The 26,050-nt window shown below is 67.6% G+C and carries 25 protein-coding genes; 13 read left to right on the top strand and 12 right to left on the bottom strand.

Annotated elements, in window-relative coordinates:
• Positions 1 to 2: 2 nt before the first annotated feature.
• The 3 genes from PBN85_RS06185 to PBN85_RS06195 form a co-directional block, all read right to left on the bottom strand.
• A complete protein-coding gene (locus PBN85_RS06185) occupies positions 3 to 455 on the bottom strand; it encodes a DUF2141 domain-containing protein (protein WP_161773106.1) in 453 nt (150 codons plus the stop codon).
• A gap of 171 nt (positions 456 to 626) precedes the next feature.
• Positions 627 to 3,311: an aconitate hydratase AcnA gene (gene acnA, locus PBN85_RS06190; RefSeq protein WP_037530364.1), complete on the bottom strand. Its 2,685-nt coding sequence runs from the start codon at positions 3,309 to 3,311 to the stop codon at positions 627 to 629.
• Positions 3,312 to 3,470: 159 nt separating this feature from the next.
• A complete protein-coding gene (locus PBN85_RS06195; protein WP_235199446.1) occupies positions 3,471 to 4,103 on the bottom strand; it encodes a L,D-transpeptidase family protein in 633 nt (210 codons plus the stop codon).
• A 205-nt stretch (positions 4,104 to 4,308) separates the two neighbouring features.
• Here PBN85_RS06195 and PBN85_RS06200 point away from each other — a divergent pair, with 205 nt between their 5' ends.
• From PBN85_RS06200 to PBN85_RS06225, 6 genes are all read left to right on the top strand, one after another.
• Positions 4,309 to 4,860: a hypothetical protein gene (locus PBN85_RS06200; protein ID WP_037530366.1), complete on the top strand. Its 552-nt coding sequence runs from the start codon at positions 4,309 to 4,311 to the stop codon at positions 4,858 to 4,860.
• 79 nt (positions 4,861 to 4,939) lie between these two features.
• Positions 4,940 to 5,218: a hypothetical protein gene (locus PBN85_RS06205; protein WP_235199447.1), complete on the top strand. Its 279-nt coding sequence runs from the start codon at positions 4,940 to 4,942 to the stop codon at positions 5,216 to 5,218.
• Between the two features lie 165 nt (positions 5,219 to 5,383).
• Positions 5,384 to 5,926, top strand: a complete 543-nt coding sequence (locus PBN85_RS06210) for a helix-turn-helix domain-containing protein (RefSeq protein ID WP_271300469.1) — start codon at positions 5,384 to 5,386, stop codon at positions 5,924 to 5,926.
• Between the two features lie 46 nt (positions 5,927 to 5,972).
• Positions 5,973 to 6,338 carry a hypothetical protein gene (locus tag PBN85_RS06215; RefSeq protein ID WP_037530368.1) on the top strand — a complete coding sequence of 122 codons (366 nt, stop codon included), beginning with the start codon at positions 5,973 to 5,975 and terminating at the stop codon, positions 6,336 to 6,338.
• A 45-nt stretch (positions 6,339 to 6,383) separates the two neighbouring features.
• The gene (locus PBN85_RS06220; RefSeq protein ID WP_271300470.1) at positions 6,384 to 6,851 is read left to right on the top strand and encodes a hypothetical protein; all 468 of its coding nucleotides are present in this window, start codon (positions 6,384 to 6,386) and stop codon (positions 6,849 to 6,851) included.
• Positions 6,848 to 7,318: a hypothetical protein gene (locus PBN85_RS06225; RefSeq protein WP_271300471.1), complete on the top strand. Its 471-nt coding sequence runs from the start codon at positions 6,848 to 6,850 to the stop codon at positions 7,316 to 7,318. Before PBN85_RS06220 ends, PBN85_RS06225 begins: the two co-directional genes overlap by 4 nt.
• A gap of 26 nt (positions 7,319 to 7,344) precedes the next feature.
• On the opposite strand, the gene PBN85_RS06230 is transcribed toward PBN85_RS06225, so the two are convergent.
• The gene (locus PBN85_RS06230; RefSeq protein ID WP_037530372.1) at positions 7,345 to 7,530 is read right to left on the bottom strand and encodes a hypothetical protein; all 186 of its coding nucleotides are present in this window, start codon (positions 7,528 to 7,530) and stop codon (positions 7,345 to 7,347) included.
• Between the two features lie 137 nt (positions 7,531 to 7,667).
• Between PBN85_RS06230 and PBN85_RS06235 the strand changes: the two genes are divergently transcribed.
• Positions 7,668 to 8,069 carry a phasin family protein gene (locus PBN85_RS06235; RefSeq protein WP_271300472.1) on the top strand — a complete coding sequence of 134 codons (402 nt, stop codon included), beginning with the start codon at positions 7,668 to 7,670 and terminating at the stop codon, positions 8,067 to 8,069.
• A 135-nt stretch (positions 8,070 to 8,204) separates the two neighbouring features.
• Here the strand turns inward: PBN85_RS06235 and PBN85_RS06240 are convergent, their stop codons facing one another.
• From PBN85_RS06240 to PBN85_RS06255, 4 genes are all read right to left on the bottom strand, one after another.
• Positions 8,205 to 8,708 (bottom strand): GNAT family N-acetyltransferase, encoded by a 504-nt coding sequence (locus PBN85_RS06240; RefSeq protein ID WP_037530377.1) that lies wholly within the window; start codon positions 8,706 to 8,708, stop codon positions 8,205 to 8,207.
• An 85-nt stretch (positions 8,709 to 8,793) separates the two neighbouring features.
• On the bottom strand, positions 8,794 to 10,368 hold the full coding sequence (locus PBN85_RS06245; RefSeq protein ID WP_271300473.1) for an efflux transporter outer membrane subunit: 1,575 nt from the start codon (positions 10,366 to 10,368) through the stop codon (positions 8,794 to 8,796).
• Positions 10,365 to 13,610 (bottom strand): efflux RND transporter permease subunit, encoded by a 3,246-nt coding sequence (locus PBN85_RS06250; RefSeq protein WP_037530382.1) that lies wholly within the window; start codon positions 13,608 to 13,610, stop codon positions 10,365 to 10,367. The genes PBN85_RS06245 and PBN85_RS06250 overlap by 4 nt, the downstream gene beginning before the upstream one ends.
• Positions 13,611 to 13,614: 4 nt before the next feature.
• Positions 13,615 to 14,850, bottom strand: coding sequence for an efflux RND transporter periplasmic adaptor subunit (locus PBN85_RS06255; RefSeq protein ID WP_443026767.1), 1,236 nt, complete (start codon positions 14,848 to 14,850; stop codon positions 13,615 to 13,617).
• A gap of 171 nt (positions 14,851 to 15,021) precedes the next feature.
• Here PBN85_RS06255 and rpiA point away from each other — a divergent pair, with 171 nt between their 5' ends.
• From rpiA to PBN85_RS06285, 6 genes are all read left to right on the top strand, one after another.
• On the top strand, positions 15,022 to 15,702 hold the full coding sequence (gene rpiA, locus PBN85_RS06260; protein WP_271300474.1) for a ribose-5-phosphate isomerase RpiA: 681 nt from the start codon (positions 15,022 to 15,024) through the stop codon (positions 15,700 to 15,702).
• 71 nt (positions 15,703 to 15,773) lie between these two features.
• On the top strand, positions 15,774 to 17,849 hold the full coding sequence (tkt, locus tag PBN85_RS06265) for a transketolase (RefSeq protein ID WP_271300475.1): 2,076 nt from the start codon (positions 15,774 to 15,776) through the stop codon (positions 17,847 to 17,849).
• On the top strand, positions 17,842 to 18,966 hold the full coding sequence (tal, locus tag PBN85_RS06270; protein WP_037530391.1) for a transaldolase: 1,125 nt from the start codon (positions 17,842 to 17,844) through the stop codon (positions 18,964 to 18,966). The genes tkt and tal overlap by 8 nt, the downstream gene beginning before the upstream one ends.
• Before the next feature lie 219 nt (positions 18,967 to 19,185).
• Positions 19,186 to 20,169, top strand: coding sequence for a phosphogluconate dehydrogenase (NAD(+)-dependent, decarboxylating) (gnd, locus tag PBN85_RS06275; RefSeq protein ID WP_037530394.1), 984 nt, complete (start codon positions 19,186 to 19,188; stop codon positions 20,167 to 20,169).
• Complete coding sequence (locus tag PBN85_RS06280; RefSeq protein WP_271300476.1) at positions 20,166 to 20,996, top strand: Cof-type HAD-IIB family hydrolase; 831 nt, start codon at positions 20,166 to 20,168, stop codon at positions 20,994 to 20,996. The genes gnd and PBN85_RS06280 overlap by 4 nt, the downstream gene beginning before the upstream one ends.
• Complete coding sequence (locus PBN85_RS06285) at positions 20,993 to 21,739, top strand: HAD-IIB family hydrolase (RefSeq protein WP_037530399.1); 747 nt, start codon at positions 20,993 to 20,995, stop codon at positions 21,737 to 21,739. The genes PBN85_RS06280 and PBN85_RS06285 overlap by 4 nt, the downstream gene beginning before the upstream one ends.
• A 16-nt stretch (positions 21,740 to 21,755) precedes the next feature.
• Here PBN85_RS06285 and PBN85_RS06290 read toward each other — a convergent pair whose 3' ends face one another.
• The 4 genes from PBN85_RS06290 to PBN85_RS06305 all read right to left on the bottom strand — a co-directional run bounded on the left by PBN85_RS06290 (position 21,756) and on the right by PBN85_RS06305 (position 25,946).
• A complete protein-coding gene (locus PBN85_RS06290) occupies positions 21,756 to 22,487 on the bottom strand; it encodes a hypothetical protein (protein ID WP_271300477.1) in 732 nt (243 codons plus the stop codon).
• 125 nt (positions 22,488 to 22,612) lie between these two features.
• Positions 22,613 to 23,965: a glycoside hydrolase family 27 protein gene (locus tag PBN85_RS06295; RefSeq protein ID WP_443026768.1), complete on the bottom strand. Its 1,353-nt coding sequence runs from the start codon at positions 23,963 to 23,965 to the stop codon at positions 22,613 to 22,615.
• Positions 23,966 to 24,088: 123 nt separating this feature from the next.
• Positions 24,089 to 25,501: a type I glutamate--ammonia ligase gene (gene glnA, locus PBN85_RS06300; protein ID WP_037530403.1), complete on the bottom strand. Its 1,413-nt coding sequence runs from the start codon at positions 25,499 to 25,501 to the stop codon at positions 24,089 to 24,091.
• A 106-nt stretch (positions 25,502 to 25,607) separates the two neighbouring features.
• Entirely contained in the window at positions 25,608 to 25,946 is a 339-nt protein-coding gene (locus PBN85_RS06305) for a P-II family nitrogen regulator (protein WP_037530405.1), read from the bottom strand.
• Between the last annotated feature and the right edge of the window lie 104 nt (positions 25,947 to 26,050).

Raw genomic sequence — 26,050 nt, forward strand, 5'->3', positions numbered from 1 at the left:
CTCTAGCGATCGGGGCCGATGCTGAAGCCGTGGCGATAGTTCATCGTCACGGCGATCCGGCTGATCCCGCTGCCGACCGGCACCGCGACCTGCGCGAAGGCCGGCTTGAGCCGCAGCAGCGACAGCGCCGGGTCGCGCGAGAAGGCGCCGCCGTCGCCGCCATCGGACTTGCCGTTGCCGTTGGCGTCGTGACGCACGGCGATGCCATAGGTCCCCGGCCGCGGCACCGGCACGCACAGCTCGACGCTGCGCCGCGAGTCGCTCGGGACCTCGACCCGCGCCAGCCAGCGGCCTTTCTGGAGGAAGCCGGGTTCGTCATACAATTGCACGCGCAGATCGCCGCCGCCGGTCCGCAGCCCCCGCACCGTGACGATCAGCCGGTGCGGCGTCGCCGCGGTACAGCCGGCGGTGACATGCTGCGCCGACGCCGACGCCGGCACCACGAGGGCCGTCAACAGGAGCGGGTATAGGCGGGTCATGCGGCGGTAAGTCTCCGTAAAACGGTGATTATACCGCTGGATGTGGCGAGGGTGTGGCGCGCGCGGGAAGGCTGCCCCGGCCCGAATGCAAGCGGGGGCGACACCTCGCGGTGCCGCCCCCGTCGCATCCGTCGCTACGTCGCGGAATTACGCCGCGAGGTTGCGCAGCACGTACTGGAGGATGCCGCCGTTGAGGAAATATTCCAGCTCGTTGACGGTATCGATCCGGCAGCGCGTCGCGAACGTCTCGACCGTCCCGTCGGCGCGGGTCAGCGTCACATCCACCGTCTGGCGCGGGCGCAGGTTGGCGACGCCGGTGATGGTGAACGTCTCCGACCCGTCGAGGCCCAGCGTCTGCCGCGTCACGCCCTCGGCGAACTGCAGCGGCAGCACGCCCATGCCGACGAGGTTCGAGCGGTGGATACGCTCGAAGCTCTCGGTGATGACCGCGCGCACGCCGAGCAGGTTGGTGCCCTTCGCCGCCCAGTCACGGCTGGAACCGGTGCCATATTCCTTGCCGGCGACGATGACGAGCGGCGTGCCCTTCTCCTTGTGGCGCATCGCCGCGTCGAAAATCGGCATCACCTCGCCGTCGAACTTGGTCATGCCGCCTTCGATGCCCGGCACCATCTCGTTCTTGATGCGGATGTTGGCGAAGGTGCCGCGGACCATGACATGGTCGTTGCCGCGACGCGCGCCATAGCTGTTGAAATCGGCGCGGCTGACCTGCCGCTCCATCAGCCACTTGCCCGCCGGGCTGTCCGCCTTGATCGATCCCGCCGGCGAGATGTGGTCGGTGGTGATCGAATCGCCGAGGATGGCGAGCGGCTTCGCCTCGATGATGTCGGTGACGGGCTTCGGCGTCATCTCCATGCCCTCGAAATAGGGCGGGTTGGCGACATAGGTCGAGCCCGACGGCCAGGCGTAGGTGTCCGACTGGGTCACCTCGATCGCCCGCCACTTGGCGTCGCCGGCATAGACGTTGCCGTAGCGGTTGCGGAACATCGTATCGTCGATGTTCGCCGCCATCACGTCGGCGACCTCCTGGTTGGTCGGCCACACGTCCTTGAGGAAGACGTCCTGTCCGTCCTTGCCCTGGCCGAGCGGCGTCTCGGTCATGTCGAGCGTCACCGTGCCCTTGAGCGCATAGGCGACGACGAGCGGCGGCGAGGCGAGGAAGTTGGCGCGCACGTCGGGCGAGACGCGGCCCTCGAAATTGCGGTTGCCCGACAGCACCGAGGCGGCGACGATGTCATTGCCGTTGATCGCCCTCGAGATCGGCTCGGCGAGCGGACCCGAATTGCCGATGCAGGTGGTGCAGCCATAGCCGACGAGGTTGAAGCCGATCGCGTCGAGATCCTGGCTCAGCCCCGCCTTGTTGAGATAGTCGGTGACGACCTGCGAACCGGGGGCGAGCGACGTCTTGACCCACGGCTTGGGCTTGAGGCCGAGCGCGTTCGCCTTGCGCGCGACGAGGCCGGCGGCGACCAGCACCGACGGGTTCGACGTGTTGGTGCAGCTGGTGATCGCCGCGATCACGACGTCGCCGTCGCCGATGTCATGGCCGCGATCGGCGACCTCGACGCGCTGCGGGCGCTCCTTGTGGTAGATCTTGAACAGATCGCCGTTGAACACCTCGTCGACCTTGCCGAGGCTGACGCGGTCCTGCGGACGCTTTGGGCCGGCGAGGCTGGCGGTGACGGTGCCCATGTCGAGTTCGAGCGTGTCGGTGAACACCGGCTCGGGCGCATCGTCGTGGCGCCAGAAGCCGTTCGCCTTGGCATAGGCCTCGACCAGCGCGATATTCTCCTCGGACCGCGCGGTCAGGCGCATATAGTCCATCGTCTTGTCGTCGATCGGGAAGAAGCCGCAGGTCGCGCCGTACTCGGGAGCCATGTTGGCGATCGTCGCGCGGTCGGCGAGCGTCATCGACGACAGGCCCGGACCGTAGAACTCCACGAAGCGGCCGACGACGCCCTTGGCACGCAGCATCTGCGTGACGGTGAGCACGAGGTCGGTGGCGGTGATCCCCTCGCGCAATGCGCCGGTCAGCTTGAAGCCGACGACTTCGGGGATCAGCATGCTGACCGGCTGGCCGAGCATCGCCGCTTCCGCCTCGATGCCGCCGACGCCCCAGCCGAGCACGCCGAGGCCGTTGATCATCGTCGTGTGGCTGTCGGTGCCGACCAACGTGTCGGGATAGGCGATCGGCGTACCGTCGCCATGGTCGCCGACGCTCGGCGACGACCAGACCGCCTGGCCGATATATTCCAGATTGACCTGGTGGCAGATGCCGGTGCCCGGCGGCACGACCTTGAAATTATCGAGCGCGGCCGATCCCCATTTGAGGAACTCGTAGCGCTCGCCGTTGCGCTGATATTCGAGGTCGACGTTATCCTCGAACGCCTTGGGCGTGCCGAACTCGTCGACCATCACCGAATGGTCGATGACGAGGTGGACGGGCACCTGCGGATTGATCTTGGCGGCGTCGCCGCCGAGCTTGGTGATCGCGTCGCGCATCGCGGCAAGATCGACGACGCAGGGCACGCCGGTGAAATCCTGCATCAGCACGCGCGCCGGGCGATACTGGATCTCGCGATCCGAGCGGCGCTCCTGCTGCCAGTCGATGATCGCCTGCACGTCGGTCTCGGTGACGGTCTTGCCGTCCTCGAAGCGCAGCATGTTCTCGAGCAGCACCTTCATCGAGAAGGGCAGGCGGCTGATGTCGCCGAACTTCGCCGCCGCCTTTTCGAGGCTGAAATAGGCATAGCTCTTGTCGCCGACGGTGAGCGTGGAGCGGGTGTTGAGGCTGTCCTGGCCGATGGCGGTCATTATGATCCCTTCTGGTAGGCCCAGGGCGCTCGGGGAGGCGGCGTGGAGCCGCGCGGGCGCGCGAGAGCGCTTCTAGCGAAAGCTTATGGTGGGGCGGCCTTAGCAAGGGTGACCCGGCGGGGGAAGCCTATGCTGCACGTGCGTTGCCGCCGGCGGCGATCAGGTCGCGGCCGGCAGGATCGCCTCGCCCGTCGCCAGCGTCTTGCCGCGCGTGATGATCACGCGATCGCCGACTTTCGCCTCCCGGAACAGCAATTTGGCAAAGGCGGTCGGCACGCCGATGCAGCCGTGCGTGGCATAGCCCCAGGCGACTTCCGTGCCGTGCACCGCGACGCCGTCGTTGGTCAGCCGCATCGTATAGGGCATCGGCGCGCCGTACAGGCTGGAGACGTGGTGCGCGTCCTTCATCAGGATCGGAAAGGTGCCGAGCGGAGTCGGCTTGTCGTCGGCGCCATAGAGGATCGCGGTCGCGCCGATCTCATAGCCGTCGCGGAACACCGACAAGGTCTGCGCGGCGAGATCGACGGTGACGATCAGCGGCCCGGCAGGGACGCCCTTGTCGTCCCAGGCATAGTCGCCGAACTTGATCGGCCCGATCGCGAGTACGCGCTTGACCGCGAGCGGATTGGCTGTCGGCGTGGGGGCGGGCGCGGGGCGGACGGCGACGGGGGTCAGGGCAGGGGCGCGGGTCGCGCTCACCGGCGACACCTTCGCCGTCATCGGCCGCAGCGACGGTGCCGCGGCAACCGCCACCGCGCCGATCGCCGCGACGGCGAGGATGAGCTTGGCCACCAAGGGCCGTCGTGCCGGCATGATCCGCTCCCGCTGCTCTTGGCCGCATGCCCCGGCGGCGGGCATTTGGCTAGGTCCCGCAAGGGCTTGTGCCGCGACGGGACGAAGCGCGACGGCGTCAACCTTGGGGCTGGACCGACGCCGCATCAGGCCGGAAGCCCGGCACAGGCAACCCGATGGCCCCGGTGCCGGTTACCCTGCCGAGATGGCAAAGCTCAAAGTCTTCCGCACCCCGATCGGGTTCCACGACGCCTATGTCGCGGCCACCAGCCGCAAGGCGGCGTTGAAGGCCTGGGGCAGCGAGCGCGATCTGTTCGCGCGCGGTTCGGCCGAGGAGGTCATCGATCCGTCGCTCACCGCCGAACCGCTCGCCCAGCCCGGCGTGGTGATCAGACGCTCGCGCGGCAGCGCCGCCGAACAGATCGCCGCGCTTCCCGAGACCCCTGCGAGGCCGCCCCGTCGCGCGACACCCGAGCCGGCCCCCGCCACGCCGTCCGCCAAGCCGAAGCCACGGGCGATCCCGCCGAAGCCGGACCGGGCCGCGCTCGACGCCGCCGAACAGGCGCTCGCCGAGGCGACCGACCGTCAGCGCGGCGAGGCGCGGGCGCTGCGGGCCGAGGAGGCGACGCTCGCCAAACGCCGCCGGGCGATGGAGCGGGAGCATGAGGACGAGCAGCAGGCGCTCGCCGCCGCAAAGGAGGGGGCGGCCGATGCTTATGACCGCGCGATGCGGCTGTGGCGGGCCGCGTCGCGCTGACGCTCGCTGCGGCCGAGGCGTTGCGCCTGCGGAACATTGCATCGCGCCATGGGGTTGGATTGGCCAGAAAGGATCAGCCATGTCCCATATCCCCAGTTCCGCGATGAAACATGCCGGCCCAGTGCATCACGACGAGGCCGCGCCGCCCAAGCCGGCGCCCAAGCCCAAGCCGCCGCGTCCGCAGCCGGGTGGCCTCGGCACCGCGGCCTGGCTGGCGATCGGCGGAACGATCCTGGTCGGCGCCGCCGCGGCGATCGCGGTGCCGTTGCTGCGCGCCGAGGCGACCCCCGTCGCCACCCGTCGCGGCAAGAAGGCGAACAAGCCTGGACGCAAGAAGGCCAAGCCGGCGCACGAGTGACGGCCGCCCCGCCGCGGGGCGATTCGCTCCGCGGCACCCTATTAAATTACCCCCCACACCCAATGCGTTGAGCGGACGTGACCGTCCGGCCACCGTGGCGCACGAAATCGCCGCGGCCGCCAAGCAAGCGCTTGCGTCGCCGCGCGTCCCGCGAGACAGGGGAGTGTGACTGACGCTATTCCGTTCCACCGCCTGACGCGCCGCCACCGCGAATGCCTTCGCGGCGTGCGTGAACTCAAGGGGTCGAAGGAGATCGCCGAGGAACTCGGCATCGAAAAGAGCACCGTCGACAAATATCTGACCGAGGCGGTCAAGGTGCTCGGCGCGCGCAATCGCCGCGACGCCGCGCTCCAGCTCGCCGCGCATGAAGACGCCTCCGACACGCCCGCCGACGCCCCCGATAAAATGGGGGGTCATTCTGCACGGCTAGCCGATCCCCCCGCCGATCCGCCAATGCCGGTGACGCCGGACGACAGGATCGTCAGGGCACCGGGGGGTTCCGGGGAGCAATTGCCAGCGCAGCGCTTCCCGGGACTATCGATGCCCATCCGGCGGAAGGGACAGCGGGGCAATGATCTGACGATCGGCGGCCGGTTGATCTGGATACCCGCCATCGCCATCAGCATCGCCATCGGGTTCGGCATGCTGATGACCGGGCTCCAGGTCCTCACCGGCCTGATCGCGGCGATCACGCAGCGCCTGTCCTGACCTACAGCAGGCGCCCCGACCGGGGTGCGCAGGGGGAAGGGTGGTCATGTCGCAGAACAATCCCGTCTATGCCAATGCCGAGCTCGCCGCCGATGCGGTCGCCGCCTTGTTGTGGCGGCTCGAAACGCAGCTCGACGAGGCCTTCGCCACCGGCGGCGAACTGCTCGCCGCCTTGCCCCGCGCCCGCAGCGCCGCCAGACTGCCGGCGATCGCCGGGCAGCAGGCGTTCGAGGTATTCGGCCAGGCGATCCTCGCCATCGGCGCAGCGCGCGGCCATACGGTCGCCGGCCATCGCGTCATCGAGAAACTTGGTCGCCAGATCGGGTATGAGACCAGTTTCGGCGATGAACAGCCGAAGCCGGATGTCATCCCGTCGGGCGTCGATGCCAGTCATCTGCGCGTCGCCGCCTGAGTGTCATGGCTTGGCCACCAGATCGCTCCTTTGGCCGGCCAAGTCATGACACATATCCTCGTCTTCAATCTGATCCTGTTCGGTGCGTGCCTCTATGCCCTGGCGGCGGGGGGCGCGCCCGAACGCTGGACCGCGGCGGTCTTCCTGGGGGGCGCGACGATGACCTTCCTGCTGCCGTTCCAGCCCAATGTCAGCTACCATACGGTGCATCTGCGCATCCTGGCGATCGACTGTCTCGTCCTGCTCGCGCTGGTCGGCATCGCGCTGCGCGCCGACCGCTTCTGGCCGCTCTACGTCAGCGCGCTACACCTGCTCACCATCGCGATCCACGGCGTCAAGGCGCTCGATCCCACGCTCGTGCCGTGGATGTATGCCGGCGCGAGCAGCAAGATCGCCTATCCGATGCTGGTGCTGCTCGCGCTCGGCGTGATCCGCCACCGCCACCGTCTGGCGCTGTTCGGCAGCGATCGCGACTGGTCGCCGGTGCGGCCTGCGGACGCTGAGTCGCAATGACGCCGGATATCCGTCTGTGGCGCTGGCCCGAACGCGACCGCGAAAGCCATGAAAGGCTCGCCGCTGCGATTTCGCGCCTGCGCGCGCTGGTCGCGCTGGGGCGCGGCGAGATCGTCGCCACCGCCCTCACCGGACCGGAGGAGCCCGACGACGCCGAACGTGCCCGCGCGCTGCTCGCCCAGCGCCGCTGCCGCAATGCGGCGGCCGGCTCGCTCGCCGAACTGTTCGGCGAGCCGGGATGGGACCTGCTGCTGATCCTGTTCATCGCCTATGAGGAAGGGCGGGTGATCGACGGCCGTACCCTGCTGGCCGAGGCGGGGGTGCGCCCCACCGTCGGCCGGCGCTGGCTGCTCGCGCTCGCCGCGCGCGACGTGATCCGCTGCGACCCGCATGCGCCCGAAGCCTGCCCGGTCGCGCTCACCGACGAAGGGGTGATGCTGACCCTGCGCTGCATCGCCGCGGCCTAGCCTGGGGCGGCGCGCTATGCCCGCTCCTATCCCTCGCCGAGCAGCCGGTCGGCCTCTTCGCGCATCATCTCGACGCCCTGGCAGACGTGCAGCCCGGCGACGGTCAGGCCGAGATCGTCGGACAGGCGGATGAGCTCCTCGCCGAGGCCGATCGCGCGTTGCAGCAGTTCCGCGCGGATCCGGGGCGGGATGGGGTCTTGATTCGTCGACATACGCCTTGCCTTCTGCCGACGCGCGGATACGCCAACACGGGTCGCGGCGCCGGAGCCAAGCTCCCTATCATACGTTCACAGACTGGTAACTGAACGGACGACCGATCCGTCGTCCCAAGATGAGAGGATTGCGACTGATGGCCGAGGATAATGCAGGCGCGGGCGCCGCGCAGGATGCCGATGCGATGCGCGATGCCGCCGAAACCGCACGCGCCGGCTTCGCCGAACATGTCATCGATCCCGCCCGTCGCGCCGGCGAGGCGATGCGCGCCTCCGGCCAGAAAGCCGCCGACAATGGCGCGGCGATCGGCCTGAAGATCATCGAACAGGCCGAGCAGAATTCGCGCGAGGCGTTCGACGCGATGCGTGAAGCCGCCAAGGCCAAGGACCTCAGCGAGGTGATGCGCATCCAGGGCGAATATCTGCGCGAACAGGGCCAGCGATCGATGAACCAGGCGCGTGAGATGGGCGAGTTGATCATGCAGTTCGGCCGCGAGGCGGTCGCACCGCTGCGCGGGGGCAAGCCCGACCAAGGCTGAGTTTCGCGTTATTCCCGGGGGGCAAGCTTCGCACGGCTTCGCCTCCTCGGGTGAATGTCTGCTCCGGCTCCGCCGGGCGGGCCGGGGTATCGGCCACCCGTCGGCAAAAGCGGAAGGCCGCCCGCCGCGGCGATATCAGGCCGTCGGCACCGCCCGCGCCAGGATCAGCAGGTCGTGGGCGACGCCGTCGCGACCTTTGACATGATCCGTGAGCAGCGCCTCGCGTCGGAACGCCAGCCCCTCGAACAGCGCGATCGAGGCGGTCTGGTCGGGCGTCATCGTCGCGCTCAGCTTGGCGAGGCCGTGCGCATGGGCAATCGCGAGCAGCGCCTCGAGCAGGTCGCCGCCGAGCCCCGCGCCGCGGCGGTCAGGGGCGACGAGTAGCCGGATCTCGCCGACATGGCCGCTCCACCCGAGCGGATCGCGCACCAAGGCGCCGGTCGCGACGATCCGCCCGTCGTCCTCCGCGACGAGGCTGTCGATCCAGCCTTCGCCCACCGCCTGCTGCCATGCCTCGATGACGCGCTCGTGGCGCAGGTCGCGGCCGAGGAAGAGCAGGTCATGTTCGGGCAGCGTCGCGGCGAAGGCGAGCATCGCCGCATCGTCGGTCGGGCGGAAGCGGCGGATCGTATGGCTCATCGGGAACGCTCCGGCTGGATCAGGCCGCGTCTATATGCCTGATACAGCCGGATTGTCGAAAGGCGATTGCACCGTCGGCGAGGGATCAGCCGGGTCGCGGCACACCGGTCGGAGTCACCGGCACCGGGCCGCTCGCCCGCGCGTCCAGTGTCGAATCGCCGCCGAGCACGCGGTACAGCGCCACCCGGTTGCTCGCGCCGGTCAGCGTCGTCGTGATCAGCGTGCGCTGTGCGGTGTAGAGCGAGCGCTGCGCGTCGAGGCTCGACAGGAAGGTGTCGATGCCGCCCTGATAGCGCGCGTTGACCAGTTGCAGCGTATCCGCCGCGGCGATCTGGAAATTGGTCTGCGCGCGCAACTGGTCGGCGATCGTGCCCTGCCGCGCGAGCGCGTCGGCCGTTTCCTGGAAGGCGGTCTGGATCGTCTTTTCGTAGGTGGCAAGCGCCGCGTCGCGCTGCGCCTGCGTATAGCGGACGTTGGCGCGGCCCGCGCCCGCCTGGAAGATCGGGTAGCTGATCGACGGCGCCGCCGAATAGCTGAACGCCCCGCCGGCGAAGAGCGTGCGCAGCGCGGTGCTCGCGAACCCGACCAGCCCGGTCAGCGAGATACGCGGGAACAGCTCCGCCCGCGCCGCGCCGATCTCGGCATTATAGGCGCGCAGCGTATATTCCGCCTGCACGACATCGGGTCGACGCAGCAAGACGCCGCTGTCCAGCCCCGCCGGCAATGTCGCGATCGTCGCCTGCGCCTGATCGATCGATGCCGGCAGCAGCGCGGGGTCGATCGGCGCGCCGACGAGCAGTTGCAGCGCGTTGACGTCCTGCGCCACCAACGTCCGCTGCTCGGCGAGATCGGCGTTGGCGGTTTCGAGGATCTGTTCGGCCTGACGCACGTCGGTGCGGGCGCTGATCCCGCCCTCCAGCCGGGCGCGGGTGAGGCGGACGCTGGTCTGCGCGCTGGTCGCGGTATCCTGCGCCACCTTGAGCAGGCTGCGATCGGCGGCATAGGTCAGCCAGGCGTCGGCGATGTCCCCGACCAGCGTCAGCCGTGTCGCCCGCGCCGCGGCCTCGGTGGCGAAATAGCGATCGAGCGCGGCGCGCGACAGCGAACGGACGCGGCCGAACAGATCGAGCTCGAAGGCGGTGACGCCGAGCTGCGCGGAAAAGGCGCTGTTGCTCGAACTGGTCGTCGTCACCGTTCCGGTCGATCCCGTCCCGGTGCCGACCCCCGTGCCGGTTCCGGTCCCGGTGCCCGTATTGCCCGTGCTCGTGCCGGTGCCCGTGTTGGTGCTGCCGCTGCTCGCGGTATTGCGCACGCCATTGCCGCCGCCCGAAAGCGAATAGCGCCCGGTCGCATCGACCGCGGGGAACAGGTCCGCGCGCTGGATGCGATATTGCGCGCGCGCCGCGGTGATGTTGGCGGCGGCGACCCGCAGGTCGCGATTGTTGACCAGCGCCTGATCGATCAGGGTCTGAAGCCGCGGATCCTTGAAGATGTCGCGATAGGTGAAGGCGGGAAGCGCCGCTTCGCTCTGCTTCAGGTAGACGTCGCCGACCGGCCAGGAGGTCGGCACCGGCATCTCCGGCCGGACGTATTTGGGCTCGATCGAACAGCCCGCGAGTGCGGTCGCGGCGAGCGCCGCGGCGAGGATCGGGCGGCTCATCGGGCAGGCTCCGGCTCGGCGGGCGGCATCGGCGGGGCGGGCGGTTCCTTGTCGACCTTGCCGCCCTGATGCCCGGTCGGACGACCACGCATCTTGGCGAGCCCGTCGCGCACGCCGCGGCGGACCAGCACGAAGAACAGCGGGATGTAGAAGATCGCGAGGAAGGTCGCCGAGAGCATACCGCCGATCACCGCGGTACCGATCGCGATGCGGCTGTTCGCGCCCGCCCCGGTCGAGATCGCCAGCGGCAGCACGCCGAAGATGAAGGCGAAGCTGGTCATCAGGATCGGCCGCAGGCGGATCTTCGCGGCTTCCAGCGCCGCGTCGAACACGCGCGCGCCCTTGCGTTCGGCCTGTTCGGCGAACTCGATCATCAGGATCGCATTCTTGGCGGCGAGACCCATCGTCGTCAGCAGTCCGATCTGGAGATAGACGTCGTTGGTCAGCCCGCGCAGCGTGACGAAGGCGATCGCGCCGATCAGCCCGAGCGGGATGACGAGCAGCACCGCGAACGGGATCGACCAGCTCTCATACAAGGCCGCGAGGCAGAGGAAGACGACGAGGATCGACAGACCGTAGAGCAGCGGCGCCTGCCCCGACGACAGCCGTTCCTGATAGGACAGGCCGGCCCAGCTCACCGAGGTGCCGGGGATCTTCGCGGCCAGCTCCGCCATACGCGCCATCGCGTCGCCCGAGCTTTTGCCCGGCGCCGCCGAACCCTGATATTCGAACGACGAAATGCCGTTGAAGCGGGAAAGCGTCGTCGGCGCGGTCGCCCAGCCGGTGCGCGAGAAGGAGGAGAAGGGCACCATCTGGCCGTTCGAACCGCGGACGAACCAGTCCTTCAGATCCTCGGGCTCGGCGCGATACTGTGCGTCGCCCTGGACGTAGACGCGCTTGACGCGGCCGCGGTCGATGAAGTCGTTGACATAGGTACCGCCCCAGGCGGTGGTCAGCGTCGCATTGGCGTTGCTCTGGGTCAGGCCGAGCGCCGACAATTTCTGCTGGTCCATGTCGACGCGCAGCGTCGCGATGTCGGGCAATTCGGTGAGACGGACCGAGGCGAGCACCGGATCGGCATTGGCCATGGCGAGCAGTTTGTCGCGCGCGTCGTTGAACTGCTGCTGCGACAGGCCGCCGGTGTTCTGCAACTCCATCGTGAAGCCGTCCGACTGGCCGAGCCCGCGCACCGCCGGCGGCACCAGCGCGAACACCTGCGCATCGCGCAGCCCGCGGAAGGCGGCGGAGGCGCGGCCGGTGATCGCGTCGGCGGTGTTTTCCTTGCCCTTGCGTTCCGACCAGTCGACGAAGTTGAGGAAGCCCTGGCCGGTATTCTGCCCGGCCGAACCCGAACCGCCGCCGGCGACGGTGAACAGCACGGAGCTGTTCTTGCCCTCGTTCTGGACGAAGTAATTCTCGACCTGCTTCTGCACCTGGAGCGTCCGCGCCTGTGTCGCGCCGGCCGGCAGGCGGAACTGGACGATCGCCGACCCCTGGTCCTCGGTCGGCAGGAAGCCGGTCGGCAGCCGCAGGAAGAGGATCGCCAACAGCGCGACGACGCCGACATAGATCAGCAGGAACAGCCACTTGCGATCGACCACCGCGCGCACCGCATTGGTGTAGCGCTCGACGCCGCGATCGAAATTGGTGTTGAACCAGTGGGAGGCCTTGGTCCCCCAGCCGGCGACGCGCGGAAACCGCCGCTTGAAGCCCTGTGCCTCGTCGGCCTCCTGCGCCTTCTGCTTGAGCAGCGAGGCGGTGAGCGCCGGGCTGAGGATCAGCGCGACGAGCACCGACAGCACCATCGCCGCGACGATGGTCAGCGAGAATTGCCGGTAGATCACCCCGGTCGAGCCGCCGAAGAAGGCCATCGGCAGGAACACCGCCGACAGCACCAGCGCGATGGCGATCAGCGCGACGGTGATCTCGTTCATCGACTCGATCGTCGCTTCGCGCGGACTCATCTCCGGATTCTCTTCCATCAACCGCTCGACGTTCTCGACGACGACGATCGCGTCGTCGACGAGCAGGCCGATGGCGAGGACGAGGCCGAACAGGGTCAGCGTGTTGATCGAGAAACCGGCGAATTTGAACACCGCGAAGGTGCCGAGCAGCACCACCGGCACGGCGATCGTCGGGATCAGCGTCGCGCGCCAGCTCTGCAGGAAGACGAACATGACGATGACGACGAGGATCACCGCCTCGATCAGCGTCTTGACCACCTCTTCGATCGACAGCTGGATGAAGGCGGTGGTGTCGTTGGCGTAAGCGACCTTGAGGCCGGGCGGGAAGGTCTTGGCAACGCGCGCCACCTCCGCCTTGACCAGTTCGGCGGTCGCCAGCGCGTCGGCGCCGGGGGCGAGCAGCACGGCGATACCCGCGCCGGGATGGCGGTTGATCCGGCTGACCGAGGCATAGCTTTCCGCGCCGAGCTCGATCCGCGCGACGTCGGACAGGCGCACGGTGGCGCCGGTCGGCAGCGTCTTGACGATGATCTGGCGGAATTGCTCGGGCGTCTGGAGCCGCGACTGGGCGGTGACGGTGGCGTTGAGCATCTGCTCGCTGCTCGACGGCAGGCCGCCGATCTCGCCGGCGGCGACCTCGGTATTCTGGTTCTGGATCGCGGTGGTGACGTCGCTGGGGATCAGCGAATAGCTCGCCAGCCGCGCCGGATCGAGCCAGATGCGCATCGCATATTGCGAGCCGAAGACGTTGACGTCGCCGACGCCCTGCACGCGCCCGAGCGGGTCCTGCAGATTGGAGACGAGATAGTCTGACACGTCCATGTTGGTGCGCTGGTCGGTCTCGTCATAGACGCCGACGATCAGCAGATTGTCCGGGTTGGACTTGCGGACGACGAGACCCTGTTGCTGCACCTGCTGCGGCAGGCGCGCGACGCCCTGCTGCACCTGGTTCTGCACCTGGACCTGCGCGATGTCGGGATCGGTGCCCTTTTCGAAGGTCGCGGTGATCGTCACCTGGCCGCGGCTCGACGAGGAGGAGCTGAAATAAAGCAGGCCGTCGATGCCGGTCAGCTGCTGTTCGATGACCTGCGTCACCGAATTCTGCAGCGTCTGCGCGTTCGCGCCGGGGAAGGTCGCGCGGATCGAGACTTGCGGCGGCGCGACGTCGGGATATTGCGCGATCGGCAGGCTGAGGATCGAGCCGACGCCGGCGAGCATGACGATGATCGCCAGCACCCAGGCGAAGATCGGGCGATCGATGAAGATGCGACTGATCACGGGGTCAGCCCGCCTTGCTTTGGGCGTTACCCTGCTGTGCGTCCTTGCCCTGCGGCGGCTTGACCACCTGCGGGCTGTTCGCCGGCACCGCCTTGACCTGCGCGTTGGGCTTGAGGTTGTTGAGCCCCTGCGTGATGATCTTGTCGCCGGGGTTGAGCCCGCTCGTCACCACCCAATAGCGCCCCTGCGTGCGCGACGCGGTGACCGACTTCTGCACCGTCTTGTTGTTCGGTCCGACCAGCATCACCGTCGCATTGCCCTTGGCGTCGCGGCTCAGCGCCTCCTGCGGCACGAGGAAGGCGCGCTGGTTGATCGCCTGCGCGAACTTGGCGCGGACGAACATGCCGGGCAGCAGCAACCCTTGCGGATTGGGGATGCTGGCGCGCAGCGTCACCGTGCCGGTTTCGGTGTTGACCAGGGCTTCGGAGAATTCGACGCTGCCGGTCTGGCCATAGTCGCTGCCGTCCTCGAGCGTCAGGCGGACCTGCGCGCGCGTCGGCACGATGCCGTTCTGCGACAGGCTGCGGCGCAGCGCGAGCATGTCGGCGGCGGATTGCTGGATGTCGACGAACATCGGATCGAGCCGCTGGATCTGCGCGAGCGGATCGGTCTGGCTCGCCGAGACGAGCGCGCCCACGGTGAACAGCGACCGGCCGATCCGGCCGCTGATCGGCGCCGGCACGGTGGTGAACTTGAGGTTGATCCGCGCCGTCTCCAGCGCCGCGCTGGTCTGCGCGACCGAGGCGGTCGCCTGTCGCGCGGTGGCGACGGCGTTGGTATATTCCTGCTGCGACACGGCCTGGATCGCGGCGAGCGGCTTGTAGCGTTCGGCCTGCACGCGCTGCGCTTCCTGATTGGCGCGCGCGCTTTGCAGATTGGCCTGCGCCTCGTTGACCGCGGCGCGGTAGAGGCGGGGGTCGATCTCGTAGAGCGGCTCGCCGCGCTTCACCAGCGAGCCTTCGGTGAAGAAGCGGCGGCGGATGATGCCGTTGACCTGCGGCCGGACGTCCGAGCTTTCATAGGCGTTGGTACGCGCCGCCAGTTCGGTGACCATCGCCGCCTGCGTCGGCTGGACGACGACATAGCCGACCGTGGTCGGACCCTTGCCGGGACCGCCTGCGCCGCCCTTGCCCTTGGCGTTCGAATCACCGCCCCCGCCGCAGGCGGCGAGGCTGAGAATCACTGCGGCGACCGCCGTGCCGGCACCCAACCGGCGGCCCCGAAACGCAAATGTCGTCAAGTATGTCACCCGGATGGTATCTCGGCTCGCGGAGCCGGGACCAGCGCGACAATGCGCGGCCCGACGATTGGTTGCTCTTGCTGGCCCATTGGCGGCGAACGCGGCGGAAATGCAACCCGAGTACCGCGTTATTAATGTCGCAAATTGTCGCAGTGCGGGAAGGATCGGGACATGACGGATGATCGGGACAAGGCGCTCGCCGGCGCGGCGGCGGCGGCCGAGGTCGTCGACGGTATGCTCGTCGGGCTCGGCACCGGCTCCACCGCCACCCATGCGATCGAAGCGATCGGCGCACGCGTCGCGCAGGGGCTGTCCATCCGTGCCGTCGCCACGTCGCGCGCCAGCGAGGCGCTTGCCCGGCGGCTCGGCATCGCGATGCTCGACTTCGCCGATGTGCCGCGGCTCGACCTGACCATCGACGGCGCCGATGCGATCGACCCGCGGTTCTTCGCAATCAAGGGCGGCGGCGGCGCGATGCTGCGCGAGAAGGTGGTCGCCGCCGCCTCCGACCGGATGGTCGTCATCGCCGACGGCAGCAAGCGCGTCGCCGCGATCGACGCAGGGCCGCCGGTGCCGGTCGAGATCCTGCCGTTCGCGCGCGCCTCGGTGCTCGCGGCGCTGGGCGCGGGGGCGGTGCTGCGCGGCGGTGAGCATGAGCCCTATGTCACGGATAACGGGAATTATATTGCCGACTGCCGGATCGATCTCGGCGATCCGCGCGCGGTGGCGTCGCGTTTGGCGGCGATACCCGGCGTGCTCGGCCACGGCCTGTTCCTCGACGAGGTCGATGCCGCCTATTTTGCGCAAAACGGGACCGTTTCGCGGCTGGAACGGGGGGATTACTCCGGCTAAGGCCTGCCGTACCGCAACAGATCGGGCGTGCAGGCGTTCGACGCAGGGTAAGAGCGAGGGCCTTTAATCCCATGACCGATACCAACACCGCGATCCACGAAGACGGTTCGCTGGAACGCCTCACCATCGATACCATCCGCACCCTGTCGATGGACGCGGTGCAGAAAGCCAATTCGGGTCACCCCGGCACGCCGATGGCGCTCGCCCCGGTCGGCTACACCCTCTGGTCGCAATTCCTGCGCTACGATCCGGCCAAGCCCGACTGGCCCAACCGCGACCGCTTCGTGCTGTCGGTGGGTCACGCCTCGATGCTACTGTACAGCCTGATCCACCTTGCCGGGATCGAGGAGATCGACGCGGACGGCAACAAGACCGGCCGCCCGGCGCTCAGCCTCGACGATCTCAAGGGCTTCCGCCAGCTGTCGTCGCGCACGCCGGGCCATCCCGAGTTCCGCCATACCACCGGTGTCGAGACGACGACCGGGCCGCTCGGTGCGGGTTGCTCCAATTCGGTCGGCATGGCGATCGCCGAGCGCTGGCTCGCCGCGCGCTACAACCGTCCCGAGTTCACGCTGTTCGACCATGACGTCTATACGCTGTGCGGCGACGGCGACATGATGGAGGGCGTGGCCGCCGAGGCGGCCAGCCTCGCCGGTCACCTCAAGCTGTCCAATCTCTGCTGGATCTACGACAGCAACCATATCTCGATCGAGGGCGGCACCGATCTCGCCTTCGACGAGGATGTCGGGCTGCGCTTCCAGGCCTATGGCTGGAACGTCATCCACCTCGACGATGCCAACGACACCAAGGCCTTCGCCAAGGCGATCGAGACGTTCAAGGCGACCGACGACAAGCCGACCTTCATCGTCGTCCATTCGGTGATCGGCTGGGGCAGCCCCAAGGCGGGCAGCGAGAAGGCGCATGGCGAGCCGCTCGGCGAGGATAACGTCCGCGCCACCAAGAAGGCCTATGGCTGGCCCGAGGACAAGGATTTCTACATCCCCGAAGGCGTCGCCGAGCATTTCCACGACGCGATCGCCGGGCGCGGCGGCGCGCTGCGCGAGGAATGGGAAGCGATCTTCGCGCGCTATCGCGAGGCCAATCCGGAGCTCGGCGCCGAGCTCGCGCTGATGCTCAAGGACGAACTGCCCGAGGGCTGGGATGCGGACATTCCCGACTTCCCCGCCGACGAAAAGGGCATGGCGAGCCGCGATTCGGGCGGCAAGGTGCTCAACGCGCTCGCCAAGCGGGTGCCGTGGCTGATCGGCGGTTCGGCCGATCTCTCGCCGTCGACCAAGACCGACATCAAGGGCGCGCCCTCGTTCGAGGCGAACAATTACGGCGGCCAGAACTTCCACTTCGGCGTGCGCGAGCACGGCATGGGCGGCGTCGTCAACGGCATGACGCTGTCGCACGTGCGCGGCTACGGCTCGACCTTCCTCGTCTTCGCCGATTACATGCGCGCGCCGATCCGCCTGTCGGCGATCATGGAGCTGGCCAGCGTCTGGGTGTTCACCCATGATTCGATCGGCGTCGGTGAGGATGGCCCGACCCACCAGCCGATCGAGCATCTCGCGACGCTGCGCGCGATCCCCGGCCTCGACACGATCCGTCCGGGCGATGCCAACGAGGTCGCCTACAGCTGGCGCGCCGCGCTGGAGGACGCCAGCCGCCCGACCGCGCTCATCTTCTCGCGCCAGGCGCTGCCGACGCTCGACCGCAGCAAATATGCCTCGGCCGAGGGCACGCTCAAGGGCGGCTACGTCCTCGCCGATTGCGAAGGCACGCCCGAGGTGATCCTGATCGCGACGGGCAGCGAATTGTCGCTGGTCGTGCAGGCGCACGAAAAGCTGTCGGCGGACGGCATCAAGAGCCGCGTCGTCTCGATGCCGAGCTGGTATCGCTACGAGCTCCAGTCGGAAGACTATAAGGAAAGCGTGCTGCCGTCGTCGGTGCCCTCGCGCCTCGCGGTCGAGCAGGCGGGCGAGATGGGCTGGCATCGCTATGTCGGCCTCAAGGGGCGTACGATCACCATGTCGACGTTCGGCGCCTCCGCCCCCATATCGAAGCTGCAGGACAAATACGGCTTCACCCTCGACAATGTCGTCAAGGTGGCGCGCGAAATGCTGGAGAGCAACAATGGGTAAGCTCAACGACCTGAGCGCCGCGGGCACCGCGGTCTGGCTCGACTTCGTCGATCGCAAGTTTCTCGAGGCCGGCGGCCTCGAGACGTTGGTCAAGGAGGATTCGCTGACTGGCGTCACCTCCAACCCGTCGATCTTCGAAAAGGCGATGGGGCATGGCGATGCCTATGACGAGACGCTCGCCGCCTTCGACAAGGAGAATCCCGGCGCGGCGACGATCGATCGCTACGAGCATCTCGCCATCCAGGACATCAAGGCCGCGGCCGAGACGCTCAAGCCGGTGTATGACCGGCTCGACTCGAAGGACGGCTATGTCAGCCTCGAAGTCTCGCCGTACATCGCCGACGATACCGACGCGACGATCGCGGAGGCGGAGAAGCTGTGGCACGCGGTCGACCGCGCCAATCTGATGATCAAGATCCCCGGTACGCCCGCCGGCGCGCCGGCGATCAGCGCGACGATTGCCAAGGGCATCAACGTCAACGTCACGCTGCTCTTCTCGCAGGAGGCCTATATCCGCGTCGCCGAGGCCTATGCCACCGGGCTCGAAGAGCGCGTCCGCCAGGGCCAGCCGATCGACCGCATCGCCAGCGTCGCCAGCTTCTTCGTCAGCCGCATCGACGCGGTGATCGACAAGGAGATCGACCGCCGCGTCGCCGACAATGATCCCGAGGCGGACACGCTGAAGGGGCTGCGCGGCAAGGTCGCGATCGCCAATGCCAAGATGGCCTATCAATGGTTCCTCGACTTCGAGAAGTCCGAGCGCTGGCAGGCGCTCGCCGCCAAGGGCGCGCAGCCGCAGCGGCTGCTGTGGGCCTCGACCGGGGTCAAGGACAAGGCCTATCCCGATACGCTCTACGTCGACACGCTGATCGGCCGCGACACGGTCAACACCATGCCGCCGGCGACGATGGACGCCTTCCGCGAACGCGGCACCGTCGCGCCGACGCTCGAACAGGATGTCGACGACGCCCGCCGCGTGCTGGCCGAGGTCGACCGGCTTGGCCTCGACCTGACCGGCGTGACCGATACGTTGGTCGAGCAGGGCGTCGCCTCCTTCGCCAAGGCGTTCGACGATCTGCTCGGATCGATCGCCGCCAAGCAGCCGGCAACGGCATGATCCGCCGCCCCGTCCTGATCCAGGGCGGGGCGACCGCCCGGTGCGGATACACCGGTTTCCCGCACAGCCACTGCCCGACGTCGCCGCGATATGGTCGCGGCGCGGCGGCAGGGCTGTGATCGGCGGCGAGCTTCGGCGGCGTGCGGCAGGTTGCGCAACGCAACCCATCCTCCACCGCTCCGTTTAACCGACATCACAATCAGCGTCAGGACAGCAAGCATGAAGATCGGACTGATCGGCCTCGGCCGCATGGGTGGCAATATCGCGCGCCGGCTGATGCACGCCGGCCATGAGGTGGTCGCCTATGATCGCAGCGCCGAGGCGGTGACGGCCCTCGCCAAGGATGGCGCGGAGGCGGCGCATTCGCTCGACGACGTGCGCGCCAAGCTCGGCAGTCCGGCGATCTGGTGGGTGATGTTGCCCGCCGGCGGCCCGACCGAAGAGACGATCCAGGCGATCGGTGCGGGCGCAAGCGACGGCGATATCATCATCGACGGCGGCAACACCTTCTACAAGGACGACATCCGCCGCGCCAAGGCGCTTGCCGACAAGGGCGTCCATTATGTCGACGTCGGCACCTCGGGCGGCGTCTGGGGGCTGGAGCGCGGCTATTGCATGATGATCGGCGGCGACGTCGAGACGGTCAATCTGCTCGATCCGATCTTCGACGCGCTTGCGCCCGGCTATGGCTCGATCCCGCGCACGCCGGGGCGCGTCGCCGAGGCGGTCGATGCCCGGGCGGAGAAGGGTTATATTCATGCCGGTCCCGCCGGTGCCGGCCATTTCGTCAAGATGATTCACAACGGCATCGAATATGGCCTGATGCAGGCCTATGCCGAGGGCTTCGACATCCTCAAGTCGAAGAGCAGCGACAAATTGCCCGAAGACGAGCGCTTCGACCTAAACCTGACCGACATCGCCGAAGTCTGGCGGCGCGGCAGCGTCATCTCGTCGTGGCTGCTCGATCTCACCGCGATCGCGCTCGCCAAGGACGGCATGCTCGAAGGCTTTTCGGGCAGCGTCGCCGATTCGGGCGAGGGCCAGTGGACGATCGACGCCGCGATGGAAGAGAAGGTGCCGGCCAACGTCCTCACCGCATCGCTGTTCGCGCGCTATCGCAGCCGGGTTGACCATACGTTCGGCGACAAGGTGCTGTCGGCGATGCGCTTCGGCTTCGGCGGCCATGTCGAGATGCCGCAGTGAGCCGTGAGGCACCGCCGATCCGGCTCGTCGTGTCGGACATCGACGGCACGCTCGTCGACAAGAGCAAGCAGGTCACGCCGGCCACCGTCGCGGCAGTGCGCCGGCTGGAGGAGGCCGGGATCGGCTTCACCGTGATCAGCGCGCGGCCGATGTCGGGGATCATGCCGATCGCCGAAAAGCTGGCGATCGACGCGCCGATGGCGGCGTTCAACGGCGGCATCATCTTCCGGCGGGACGGCAGCATCGCCGAGCAGCATCGCGTCGATGCGGCGGTGACGCGCGGCGTGATGGGGATCGCCGCCGACAGCGGCGCCGACATCTGGGTCTTCGCCGACGACCTTTGGTATGCCTCGACCGACGTCGGCGCGCATGTCGACAGCGAACGGCGCGCCTCCAATCAGGAGCCGATCGTCACCGACGATTTCGATGCGCTGCTCGACCATGCCGACAAGATCACCTTCGTCAGCGACGACGAGGCGATGCTCGCGCGCCTCGCCGAACGCTGCAAGGCGGCGCATGGCGACGATGCGACGATCGTGCAGAGCCAGGTCTATTATCTCGACGTCACCGCCCGCGCCGCCAACAAGGGCGCAGGGCTGGTCGCGCTCGCCAAGACCTTCGATCAGCAGCTCGACGCGATCGCGGTACTCGGCGACCAATATAATGATGTCCCAATGTTGGAACGCGCCGGCCTTTCTATCGCGATGGGAAACGCGCCTGATCCAGTAAAGTCTATTGCTCATGCGGTGACGAGCGGCAATGACGCGGACGGCGTCGCGCACGCCATCGACACGATCATCTTTCCCCGTATTGGAGCTGTTGCATGAAACAACTGGTTGCCTTCGACCTCGACGGAACGCTGGCCGAGAGCAAGCAGCCCTTGCAGGAGCCGATGGGGGAGGCGCTCGCCGACCTGCTCGGCGTCGCGCATGTCGCAGTGATCTCGGGTGGCGACTGGCCGCAGTTCCAGAAGCAGGTCGCGAGCCGCCTGCCGGCGCGCGCCGATCTCAGCAAGCTGTGGCTGATGCCGACCACCGGCACCAAGCTCTACACCTATCGCGACGGCAGCTGGAACACCGTCTACGCCGAGCTGTTCGACGACGAGACCAAGGCCAAGATCCTCAAGGCGTTCGACGAATCGCTCGCGGCGACGGGTTTCACCCCGGAAAAGACCTGGGGCGAGCGGATCGAGGATCGCGGCAGCCAGATCACCTTCTCCGCGCTCGGCCAGGAAGCGCCGATCGCCGAAAAGGAGCATTGGGACCCCAAGTTCGAAAAGCGCAAGGTCATCCAGGCCGATCTCAAGCAGCGCCTGCCGGGCCTGTCGATCAACATGGGCGGCGCCACCTCGATCGACATCACGCGCGAAGGCGTCGACAAGGCCTATGGTCTCAAGAAGCTGCGCGACGAGAGCGGTATTCCGCTGGATAGCATGATGTTCATCGGCGACGCCATCTTCCCGGGCGGCAACGATTATCCCGCCAAGGAACTTGGCCTCGATACGGTCCGCGTCCGCGACCCGGAAGAGACGATCTCGGTCGTCACCGCGATCGTCGCCTGCCAGAAGTAAATAGGTACCGGGCGGCTCAGGCGATGGCCTCGAGCCGCTCGATTGTCGCGCGCCACTCGTCGGCGCAGCGGCGATCCTCGCCGAACGGAATGACGCAGGTGCGGACCGGTCCGTTGCGGTCGAGCTGGTAGCGGATTTCGAGGAAGGCGGTCTCGACCGTCGTGCTCACCGACCGCGACTTGCCGCCGAACGTATAGCCGCCGAACAGGCCGCCCGAAACACCGCCGAGCGTCAACCGACCGCCCTCCCGCGTATCGGTATAGACCGTCGCCTCGCGTTCGACCGTGGCGTGGACGATCTGGTCGCGGCTCAGCCAGAGCTGGTGATAGTCAGTGTCATAGTCGGTGATGACGACATGCCCCCCGCGGGTGATCGCTGCGGCACCGGGCGTATCCTGCCACCAGCTGATCGACAGATTGGCCGGTTCGGGAAGCGTATCGACCTGTCGCATCAGCGTCTGCGCCGCGGCGCGATAGCGGAACCTGATCGTCGGACGAAGGAAAAGACGCGTCACAACCGCGATGATCAGTCCCGCGATCAGATAGTTGATGACGCCGCCAAAGAGGGCCCAGCCAATCGAACCGTGCAGTAGGGCGCTGAGCACCGGGACCGCGACGAAGACGATGATGATCCCCCGCGGCATCCATAGCGCGATCTTCTGGACGTGCTGGACCGTCGCGCGGACATCATCATTGGGCGGCGCGATCCGCTCCGGCCTGAGACTGGTGTGTTCTGCAATGGCATCCATGATCGCCCCCCGATCGATTTGCGACGATCATGCAAAGGCGATTCGGTCAGGTCCAGCGCGGCCGCGTATCGCGTTGATTGGGCGACGGCCCGTCCGTTGGTGGGGGCCGGCGACTCGGGAACGGCTCAGCCGAGCCGGTACAGGCCCGCGCCGTGCGACGGGATCGTCTGGCGGAATCGGTCGCTGGCGGTGCCGACCGACCGGCCGCTCCACAGATCGACCGCCGCCGCCGATCCGGCGAGGCCGAGCATCGCCAGCGGCACCGCCACCTCGCGCGCCTTGTCGGTGGTGTTGAACAGCGCGACGTAGACGCCGTTGCCCGCGATCGGGCGGGCCGACCAGATGCGCGTGCCGTCCGCGACGAAATGCGGGCGGTTGTCGCGGCTCGCCTGATTGACCGCCAGCACCGCCCGATTGGTCAGCAGCGCCAGCGTCGCCGCATCGAGCCGACGCAGATCGCCGCCCATGATCAGCGGCGACCGCGCGATCGACCACAGGGTCATCAGCGTCCGCTGCTCGTCCGGAGTGAATTTGGTCGCCCGTGCGCCGAGCGCCAATTGGCCGAGCGGCAGCATGTCGGCATCGGGCCAGCCCCCCGTCGTGTCGACCGCATGCCAGTTTTCGAGGCGCGTGAACTGCGCCTCCAGCATCGGCCATTCGTCCCAGAAATCGTCGCTGATCCGCCACATCTGCGCATGGCGGCGGACGTGGTCGGCGCGCGCCACCGGCGTTTCGCCCGGCGACAGGCTGAGCACGATCGGCCGGCCGCTATGCTGGATCGCGGCATGCGCCGCCCCGATTTCGGCCGCATGGGAATCATAGGGGCGGCTCATGTCGTCCATCTTGACGAAATCGACACCCCAGCCCGCGTAGAGCGCGAAGACGCTGTCATAATAGGCCTGCGCACCGGGCTTGCGCATGTCGACGCCGTACATGTCCGGGTTCCACGGGCAGATGCTCGCCGTGTCGGCAATGTCGCGGGCGTGATAGCGGGTATTGAGCACGGGCAGGTTGCGCTCGACCGCCAGCCGCGGAATGCCGCGCATCAGGTGGATGCCGAACCTGAGCCCCATCGCATGGACGTCGGCGGCGAGCGGCGCGAAGCCCTTGCCCCCCGCGCTCGACGGAAAGCGATTGGGGGCAGGGAGCAGCCGGCCATAGCCGTCGAGCGTCGGCTGCGGCCTGGTGCTGTACGTATAGCTCGACGCACCCGGCTCATACCATTGGATGTCGATGGTGAAGACGTCGTAGCCGAAGGGCAGCAGCCGCGTGCGCATGATCGCCGCGGTCTCGCGCGCCTGCGCCTCGTTGATCGTCGTCGCGAAGCTGTTCCAGCTGTTCCACCCCATCGGCGGTCGCGGTGCGAGCGTGGCCGGGGCGGGCGGTTCGGCCGTTGCGCGCGCGGCGAGGGCGGTCGTGGCCGCGAGCGCCGTGCCGGCGCCGATCAGCGTGCGACGGTCGATGGATGTACGGCTCATGATCCCCCCGGACAGAAAAGGCGCCCGTTCGTTGCGGGCGCCTTCTGGTAGACGATCCGGACGGGCCTGTCCGGCCTTTTGCGCCGCGGCGGGGGTCGGCCCCACCGCGGTGCGGGTCAGCGGTCAGGCGCTATAGTACATGTCATATTCGACCGGCGACGGCGTCATCTCCCAACGGGCGACCTCGCCGCGCTTGATCTCGACATAGGCCTCGATCTGATCCTTCGAGAAGACGTCGCCCTTGAGCAGGAAGTCGTGATCCGCTTCCAGGCTGTCGAGCGCCTCGCGCAGGCTGCCGCAGACGGTCGGCACCTGGGCCAGTTCGGCGGGCGGCAGGTCGTAGAGGTTCTTGTCCATCGCCTCGCCGGGGTGGATCTTGTTCTGGATGCCGTCCATCCCCGCCATCATCAGCGCCGCATAAGCGAGATAGGGGTTGGCCATCGCGTCCGGGAAGCGCACCTCGACGCGCTTCGCCTTCGGACCGGTGCCGTAGGGGATGCGGCACGAGGCCGAACGGTTGCGCGCCGAATAGGCGAGCAGCACCGGCGCCTCGTAACCCGGCACCAGCCGCTTGTAGCTGTTGGTCGTCGGGTTGGTGAAGGCGTTGATCGCCTTGGCGTGACGGATGATGCCGCCGATGAAGTAGAGGCACATGTCCGACAGGCCGGCATAGCCCTCACCGGCGAACAGCGGCGTCTTGCCGTTCCAGATCGAGAAGTGGGTGTGCATGCCCGAGCCGTTATCTTCCTTGATCGGCTTGGGCATGAAGGTCGCCGACTTGCCGTAAGCGTGGGCGACCTGATGCACGACATATTTGTAGATCTGCATGCGGTCGGCGGTGGTGGTCAGCGTGCCGAAGGTCAGGCCGAGCTCGTGCTGCGCGGCGGCCACCTCATGGTGATGCTTGTCGCAGGGCAGGCCCATTTCGAGCATGGTCGAGACCATCTCGCCGCGGATGTCGACGGCGCTGTCGACCGGCGCGACCGGGAAATAGCCGCCCTTGGCGCGCGGCCGGTGGCCGAGGTTGCCACCCTCATATTCGCGACCGGTGTTGGTCGGCAGCTCGATATCGTCGATCTTGAAGTAGGACGACGCATAATTGGTGTCGAACTGGACGTTGTCGAACATGAAGAATTCGGCTTCCGGGCCGACGTAGACGGTGTCGCCGATCCCGGTGGTCTTGAGATAGGCCTCGGCGCGCTTGGCGGTCGAGCGCGGGTCGCGCGCATAGAGTTCACCGGTCGACGGCTCGACGACGTCGCAGAAGACGATCAGCATCGGCGTCGCCGAGAAGGGATCGGTGTAGACCGCGTCGAGATCGGGCTTGAGCACCATGTCCGATTCGTTGATCGCCTTCCAGCCCTCGATCGAGCTGCCGTCGAACATCAGGCCGTCGGTCAGCTCGTCCTCGCCGATCAGGCCGGCGACCATCGTCAGATGCTGCCATTTGCCCTTCGGGTCGGTGAAGCGCAGATCGACCCACTCGATCTCTTCGTCCTTGATCTTGTTGAGGATGTCGTTGGCGGTCGCAGCCATATCAGGTCCCTTGCTCTGCTACGTGGCCCGGGCGATGCCGGGCAGGAAATTGCGTCGCGGCGGCGCATTCACATGGAATGTTGCGCCGCGTCAAATGGCGATGCTGTCAGATCGCCGCTTCGTCGCGCTCACCGGTGCGGATGCGCAGCGCTGCCTCGACCGGGATGACGAAGATCTTGCCGTCGCCGATCCGGCCGGTCTGCGCGGCATTGGCGATCGCCTCGACGACGCGGTCGGCGAGGGCGTCTTCGACCACCACCTCGAGCTTCACCTTGGGCAGGAAGTCGACGACATATTCGGCGCCGCGGTAGAGTTCGGTATGACCCTTCTGGCGGCCGAAGCCCTTGGCCTCGGTCACGGTGATGCCGCTCACGCCGATCTCGTGCAGCGCTTCCTTCACCTCATCCAGCTTGAATGGCTTGATGATGGCTTCGACCTTCTTCACCGCGATACGCCCCCTGAAAATCCCGCGCGTCTGGCGCGGGCGGTGCAGTAAACGTGCCAGTCCTGACCCTTCGGGGCAACCGGGATTCGAAGCGATTTGCTGCT

This window comes from Sphingomonas sp. CV7422 (genome assembly GCF_027945725.1).
GTDB classification, from domain to species: Bacteria; Pseudomonadota; Alphaproteobacteria; order Sphingomonadales; family Sphingomonadaceae; genus Sphingomonas; species Sphingomonas kyungheensis.